At 65.4% G+C, this 6,998-nt stretch carries 8 protein-coding genes; 7 read left to right on the forward strand and 1 reads right to left on the reverse strand.

What is annotated here, in order from left to right; translation table 11 throughout:
- From MOV74_RS27105 to dapE, 7 genes are all read left to right on the forward strand, one after another.
- The coding region (locus tag MOV74_RS27105) for a DUF423 domain-containing protein (protein ID WP_246929589.1) at positions 1–293 on the forward strand (293 nt) is incomplete at its 5' end.
- Between the two features lie 205 nt (positions 294–498).
- The gene (gene argB / locus MOV74_RS27110; protein ID WP_028140832.1) at positions 499–1,386 is read left to right on the forward strand and encodes an acetylglutamate kinase; all 888 of its coding nucleotides are present in this window, start codon (positions 499–501) and stop codon (positions 1,384–1,386) included.
- 230 nt (positions 1,387–1,616) lie between these two features.
- Complete coding sequence (locus MOV74_RS27115; RefSeq protein WP_246929604.1) at positions 1,617–2,603, forward strand: DUF1036 domain-containing protein; 987 nt, start codon at positions 1,617–1,619, stop codon at positions 2,601–2,603.
- 14 nt (positions 2,604–2,617) lie between these two features.
- The gene (locus MOV74_RS27120; RefSeq protein ID WP_246929591.1) at positions 2,618–3,310 is read left to right on the forward strand and encodes a pyrimidine 5'-nucleotidase; all 693 of its coding nucleotides are present in this window, start codon (positions 2,618–2,620) and stop codon (positions 3,308–3,310) included.
- A 126-nt stretch (positions 3,311–3,436) separates the two neighbouring features.
- Positions 3,437–4,282, forward strand: coding sequence for a 2,3,4,5-tetrahydropyridine-2,6-dicarboxylate N-succinyltransferase (gene dapD / locus MOV74_RS27125; RefSeq protein ID WP_246929593.1), 846 nt, complete (start codon positions 3,437–3,439; stop codon positions 4,280–4,282).
- A 227-nt stretch (positions 4,283–4,509) separates the two neighbouring features.
- Complete coding sequence (locus tag MOV74_RS27130; RefSeq protein WP_246929595.1) at positions 4,510–5,154, forward strand: DUF805 domain-containing protein; 645 nt, start codon at positions 4,510–4,512, stop codon at positions 5,152–5,154.
- The gene (gene dapE / locus MOV74_RS27135) at positions 5,151–6,317 is read left to right on the forward strand and encodes a succinyl-diaminopimelate desuccinylase (protein WP_246929597.1); all 1,167 of its coding nucleotides are present in this window, start codon (positions 5,151–5,153) and stop codon (positions 6,315–6,317) included. Before MOV74_RS27130 ends, dapE begins: the two co-directional genes overlap by 4 nt.
- A gap of 93 nt (positions 6,318–6,410) precedes the next feature.
- Here dapE and MOV74_RS27140 read toward each other — a convergent pair.
- Positions 6,411–6,998, reverse strand: a 588-nt coding sequence (locus tag MOV74_RS27140; RefSeq protein ID WP_246929602.1) for a tRNA pseudouridine(38-40) synthase TruA, incomplete at its 5' end; no start/stop codon positions are given.

A 6,998-nucleotide genomic window follows, 5' to 3' on the forward strand; every position in this document is an offset into this window, starting at 1 on the left:
CGGCGCATGGCGGCGATGCGAGCCGGCTGGCCTCCGCCAGCGCGATGCTGCTGTTTCATGCAACTGCCATGCTTGCGACCGTCGCCCTGCTCGCGCGCGGCCTTCTGCACGGCGGAATTGGCCTCGTTGGTGCATCCGGCCTAGCGATCGGCGCCGCGCTGTTCGCGGGCGACCTCAGCTTGCGGCAATATGCCGGGCATTCGCTGTTTCCGTACGCGGCGCCGACGGGTGGGACGGTGATGATTCTGGGCTGGCTGGCGGTGACGCTGGCAGCGGTGGTGGCGAGGAAGTGATGCTCGTGTCCCGGACGCGGTGCGGCACGCAGTGACGCTCCGCAGAGCCGGGACCCAGCAACATGGGCCCCGGCTCTGCAGCGCACCGCTGAAGAAGCGCTGCGATGCATCCGGGGCACGAGACCGCATGCCAGCCACACTTTGCGCCGCGCGCGCCAATCAGATAGAACGCAGGCCGCGTTAGACCCGCCAGCGAGACCGCGACATGACCGACATCTCCCCGCTCGACCAGGCCCGCATCCTGTCGGAAGCGCTGCCGCACATGCAGCAGTATGACGAGGAAACCATCGTCATCAAATATGGCGGCCATGCCATGGGCGACGAGGAGACCGCAAAGAATTTTGCCCGCGACATCGTGCTCCTGGAGCAGACCGCGATCAATCCTGTCGTGGTGCATGGCGGCGGGCCGCAGATCGCGACCATGCTCAAGCGCCTCGGCATCGTCTCTGAATTCGCCGCCGGCCTGCGCATCACCGATGCCGCGACCATCGAGATCGTCGAGATGGTGCTGGCCGGCTCCGTCAACAAGCAGATCGTCGGCTATATCAACGAGGCCGGCGGCAAGGCCGTGGGGCTGTCGGGCAAGGACGGCAACATGGTGAAGGCGTCGAAGACGACGCGCACCATCATCGATCCGGGCTCGAACATCGAGAAGGCGATCGATCTCGGCTTCGTCGGCGACCCCGAGAAGGTCGACCTCACGCTGCTCAACCAGCTGATCGGCTACGAGCTGATCCCGGTGCTGGCGCCGCTCGCGACGTCCAAGGAAGGCCAGACGCTGAACGTCAACGCCGACACCTTTGCAGGGGCTGTCGCCGGCGCGCTGAAGGCCAAGCGCCTGTTGCTGCTCACCGACGTGCCAGGCGTGCTCGACAAGTCGAAGAAGCTGATCCCGCAGCTCTCGGTGAAGGACGCGCGAAAACTGATCGCCGACGGCACCATCTCCGGCGGCATGATCCCGAAGGTCGAGACTTGCATCTACGCGCTGGAGCAGGGCGTCGAGGGCGTCGTCATCATCGACGGCAAGATGCAGCACGCGGTGCTGCTCGAGCTCTTCACCAACCAGGGCACGGGCACGCTGATCCACAAGTGAGAGACGAGCAGCGAAGAAGAGAGGGCGTCATGCCCGGGCTCGTCCCGCCTGCGCGGCCGAAGCCGCTTCGGCGCGGCGAAGGCCCGGGGATCCATAGCTCTCGCATTGCTCCATCATTCCGGAGCGCCCGCAGGGCGAATCCGGAATCTCGAGATTCCGGGTTCGATGCTTCGCATCGCCCCGGAATGACGGGGATTCGGCGCCGCCGCTCCCCCCTCACCCGCCTCCTGATGACGCTGCCGGCCGCAGCCGTCTCGTTCTTCTTCTCCTCCGCGCCGGCGTTCGCCGATCTCAAGATCTGCAACCGCATGTCCTATGTCGTCGAAGCCGCGATCGGCATCGACGACAAGGCGGCAACCGCAACGCGGGGCTGGTTCAGGATCGATCCCGCCACCTGCCGCGTGGTGGTGCAGGGCACGCTGACGGCCGACCGCATCCTGCTCAACGCCCGCGCGCTCGGCGTCTATGGCGCCTCCCCGATCCCGCAGAACGGCCGCGACATGCTGTGCGTGGCGCAGGACAATTTCGTCATCGCGGCGGCACGGCAGTGCCGCAGCGGCCAGACGCAAGTCGCGTTCACGCAAGTGACGCCGACGCAAGCAGCGGACGGCAACCTCACGGCCTATCTCGCCGAGGATTCCGAATATGACGACGAGCAGGCCCGCCTCGCCGGCATCCAGCGCCTGCTGGTGATCGCAGGCTATGACGCCGCGCCGATCGATGGCGTCGACGGGCCGAAGACGCAAGGCGCGCTGGCGGCGTTCCTGAAAAGCCGCGGATTGTCGTCGGACATCGTGGGCTCGCAAAACTTCTTCAAGACCATGGTCGATGCGGTGCAGACGCCGTCTGCGACCGGCCTCACCTGGTGCAACGACACGCCGCACAAGGTGATGGCGGCGATCGCGACCGACGACGGCAAGTCCGTGACCAGCCGCGGCTGGTATCGCATCGATCCCAAGACGTGCCTGCACCCCGATGTGACCGGCCAGCCGAAGCAGATCTTCAGCTTCGCGGAAGCGGTCGACGCCGACAACCGCGCAGTCAAGCTGAAGGACCGGCCACTGAACTGGGGCGGCGACAGGCAGCTGTGCACGCGCGAGACCAAGTTCGAGACCAATGAGCAGACCGATTGCGGCGCGCGCGGATTCGCCGCGACGGGCTTCGGCGCGGTGGACATGTCGAGCGGCGGCAAGACGCTGCGCTTCGCGGTGCCGTGATGGTGAGGGTCTTGATGAATTCGCCACGCACCTTCGACCACGTCGACACCTGGGTATTCGACCTCGACAACACGCTCTATCCGCATCACGTCAATCTGTGGCAACAGGTCGATGCGCGGATCGGGGAGTTCGTCTGCAATTGGCTGAACGTCGGCCCGGAAGAAGCGCGCAACATCCAGAAGGACTATTACCGGCGCTTCGGCACCACCATGCGCGGCATGATGACCCTGCACGGCGTTTCCGCCGACGACTACCTCGCCTATGTCCACAAGATCGACCATTCGCCGCTGGAGCCGAACCCGGCGCTCGGCGCAGCCATCGCAAGTCTGCCGGGACGAAAACTGATCCTGACCAACGGCTCGGTCGACCATGTCGATGCCGTGCTGGCGCGCCTCGGCTTCGCCAGCCATTTCGACGGCGTGTTCGACATCATCGCCGCCGAATTCGAGCCGAAGCCGGCTGAGCAGACATATCGGAAATTTCTCTCCGACCACGCGGTCGATCCGGCCAAAGCCGCCATGTTCGAGGACCTCGCCCGCAACCTGACTGTCCCGCACCAGCTCGGCATGACCACCGTGTTGGTGGTGCCCGATGGGACGAAGGAGGTGGTGCGCGAGGATTGGGAACTGGAAGGCCGGGACGCCGCCCATGTCGACTATGTTACGGATGATCTGACGGGGTTTTTGGCGCGGCTGTCTCCCCATTAGCCGCCGTCGTCCCGGGGCGCGAAGCGAGCCCGGGACGACGGCGGACTATGCCTTGACTCCGGCCTCTCAAATCCCGAAAAAGCGCTCCAATTCACGCAAAACCACGCTTTCCCTGAGGAAATCCCGATGTCCCTGTCCGCCCTCGAATCCACCATCAACAGCGCCTTCGACGCGCGTGACGGCATTTCGACCTCGACCAAAGGCGAGGTGCGCGAAGCCGTGGACCAGTCGCTGGAGATCCTGGACAAGGGCGAGGCGCGCGTTGCCGAGCGCGGCGCTGACGGCAAGTGGAAGGTCAACCAATGGCTGAAGAAGGCGGTGCTGCTGTCGTTCCGCCTCAACGACATGGGTGTCATCCCCGGCGGATCCGGCAAGGCGACCTGGTGGGACAAGGTGCCCTCGAAGTTCGAAGGCTGGGGCGAGAACCGTTTTCGTGATGCCGGTTTCCGGGCCGTCCCCGGCTCCATCGTGCGCCGCTCGGCCTTCATCGCCAAGAACGTCGTGCTGATGCCGTCCTTCGTCAATCTCGGCGCTTATGTCGATGAGAGCACCATGGTCGACACCTGGGCGACCGTCGGCTCCTGCGCGCAGATCGGCAAGCGCGTGCACATCTCCGGCGGCGCCGGCATCGGCGGCGTGCTCGAGCCGCTGCAGGCCGAGCCTGTCATCATCGAGGACGATTGCTTCATCGGCGCGCGCAGCGAGGTCGCCGAAGGCGTCATCGTGCGCAAGGGCGCGGTGCTGGCGATGGGCGTGTTCCTGGGCGCCTCGACCAAGATCGTCGACCGCGAGACCGGCGAGGTCTTCATCGGCGAAGTGCCTGAATATTCGGTCGTGGTGCCCGGCGCGCTGCCCGGCAAGCCGATGAAGAACGGCCAGATCGGCCCCAGCACCGCCTGCGCCGTCATCGTCAAGCGCGTCGACGAGCGCACGCGTTCCAAGACCAGCATCAACGAGCTGCTGCGGGATTGATCTCGGTCCGCAAGATGTGATCCGTCACCCTGAAGCGGCCGCCCCTTCGGCGGCCCTCGAAGGGCGACGGCCCGGTTGCATCTCGGCCGTGCATCCTTCGAGGCTCCCGTGGGACGCGAGCGTCCCAGGCCTCACACCTCAGGATGACGGAGCTGGTGGTCTATCGAACCCGCTCTCCCTCCATCGCGACCAATCTTCGGACGGCCCTGCCGCCCGGAGCCCCTCGTATGGACTGGACCTCGTACCTCTTCCGCTTCGACGGTCGCATCAACCGCGCCCTGCTGTGGCAGGCGCTGCTGATCGTCGCGTTGCTGGCGGCGCTGCTCGGCGTCATCGGGCAGGTGATCCATCTCGTCGGCGCCGAAGGCGCCTTGAAGCTATCCCTGAAGATCGATTTCGACTTCGGCCTCGACGAACTCTTCAAGCTGGTCGATCCCCGGACCTATCGCTCGCCGGCCTCATTTGACCGCACGGATACGATCTTGAGGTCATCCGGCCTGGCGCTGTTCTCATGGATCTTCCTGGCGACCACGATCAAGCGGCTGCATGATCGCGACAGGCGCGGCTGGTGGATCATCCCGTTCTGCGTCGTACCCGGCCTGTACAGTCAGTTCTCGGACCTGTTGCCTGACGCCCGCTGGATGCTTCCGTTCAGCCTCACCGCCACGAGCCTGTGGCTGTGGGGGTTCGTCGAGATGTTCTGCATGCCGGGCAGCGAGGGCCACAACCGGTTCGGTCCTGATCCATTGGCCAAGGTCGAGGACGCCGCCGTATCGCCCTCTGCCAATAGCTGGGACCAGAGCCGCGAGATCGAAATTGTCCCGCCCAGTGCTAGCCCACCCGGCGGCATGCATGTTAAGCGGGGCGCATGACCGATGCCCTCTCCATTGCCCGCGATCTCATCCGCTGCCCCTCGGTAACCCCTGAAGATGCCGGTGCGCTCGGGGTGCTTGAAAAAGCCCTCAGCGCCGCCGGCTTCACTTGCCACCGCGTGACGTTCAGCGAGGAAGGCACTGCCGACGTCGATAATCTCTATGCTCGGATCGGCACCGAGGGGCCGCACATCACCTTTGCAGGCCATACCGACGTGGTGCCGCCCGGCGACGAGAGCGCATGGAGCGTCGGCGCGTTCTCGGGCGAGGTGAAAGACGGGGTTCTGCACGGTCGCGGCGCGGTCGACATGAAGGGCGGCATCGCCTGCTCGGTCGCCGCGGTGCTGGAGCATCTCGCCGCCAATGGCGGCAAGCCGCGCGCCGATGGAATAGGCTCGATCTCGTTCCTGATCACCGGCGACGAGGAAGACGTCTCCATCAACGGCACTATCAAGCTCTTGAAATGGGCCGCCGAGCGCGGCGAGACATTCGACCATTGCGTGCTCGGCGAGCCCTCCAATGTCGAGACGCTCGGCGACACCATCAAGGTCGGTCGCCGCGGCTCGCAATCCGGTACGCTCTACGTGGACGGCGTGCAGGGCCACGTCGCCTACCCGCATCGCGCCTCCAACCCGGTGCCGGATATCTCGCGCCTGATCGTCGCGATCTCCGACGAGCCGCTCGATCATGGCAGCGCGCAGTTCCAGGCCTCCAATCTCGAATTCACCTCGGTGGACGTCGGCAACAAGGCCAACAACGTCATTCCCGGCGAGGCCCGTGCCAAGTTCAACATCCGCTACAACGACAACCACACCCAGGCGAGCCTGCGCGAGCTGGTCGAGACCCGGCTGACAAAAGCCTGCGGCAACCGCATCAAGGCCCGCATCGTCTGGGAACCCTCGAACTCCAACGTGTTCGTCACCAAGCCCGGCCCGTTCACCGAGCTCGCGGTGGCCGCGATCGAGGAGGTGACCGGCCGCAAGCCGGAGCTGTCGACCTCAGGCGGGACGTCGGATGCGCGCTTCATCTCCAGCTATTGCCCGGTGATCGAGTTCGGCCTGGTGGGACAGACGATGCATCAGGTCGACGAGCGGGTGCCGGTTAAGGATCTGGAGAAGCTGACGAAGGTCTATCGCGGGATTTTGACGCGGTATTTTGGCTAGGGCGATCGCCGCCGCCTCAACTTCCGCTGTCATCGCCCGGCTTGAGCCGGGGCATGACAGCGGTGGGTGAGGCGAAAGCGCGCCCCTCTCGCCTCAATAATCCACCTTCATCAGATACAGCCCGTCCGGCGGGGCGACGATGCCACACGCTGCGCGGTTGCGGGCTTCCAGTGCTGCGGAGAGATCGTCTGCGGTCCAGCGTCCTTCTCCGACCCAGACCAGCGATCCCACCATCGAGCGGACCTGGCTGTGCAGGAACGAGCGCGCCGAGGTGATGATCGTGATCTCGCGGCCGTCGCGCAGCACGTCGAGCTGATCGAGCGTCTTCTCCGGCGACTTGGCCTGGCACTCGGTGTCGCGGAAGGTCGTGAAATCGTGCTTGCCGAGCAGGCGTTGCGCCGCCGCGTGCATCGCGTCGGCATCGAGCTTGCGCGGCACACGCCAGGCATGACCGATGTCGAGGGCGAGATTGGCGCGCGTATTGATGACACGGTAGCGGTAGTGGCGTTTCACCGCGGAGAAGCGCGCCTCGAAGCTGTCAGGCACGATCTCGGCTTCCAGCACCGCGATCGGATGCGGGCGCAGATGCGCATTGAGCCCGTCGCGAAAACGGCCGGGCGGAAACGGCTTGTCGACATCGACATGCGCGACCTGGCCGCGCGCATGCACGCCGGCATCGGT

It is taken from the genome of Bradyrhizobium sp. SHOUNA76 (assembly GCF_023006445.1).
Classification (GTDB): domain Bacteria; phylum Pseudomonadota; class Alphaproteobacteria; order Rhizobiales; family Xanthobacteraceae; genus Bradyrhizobium.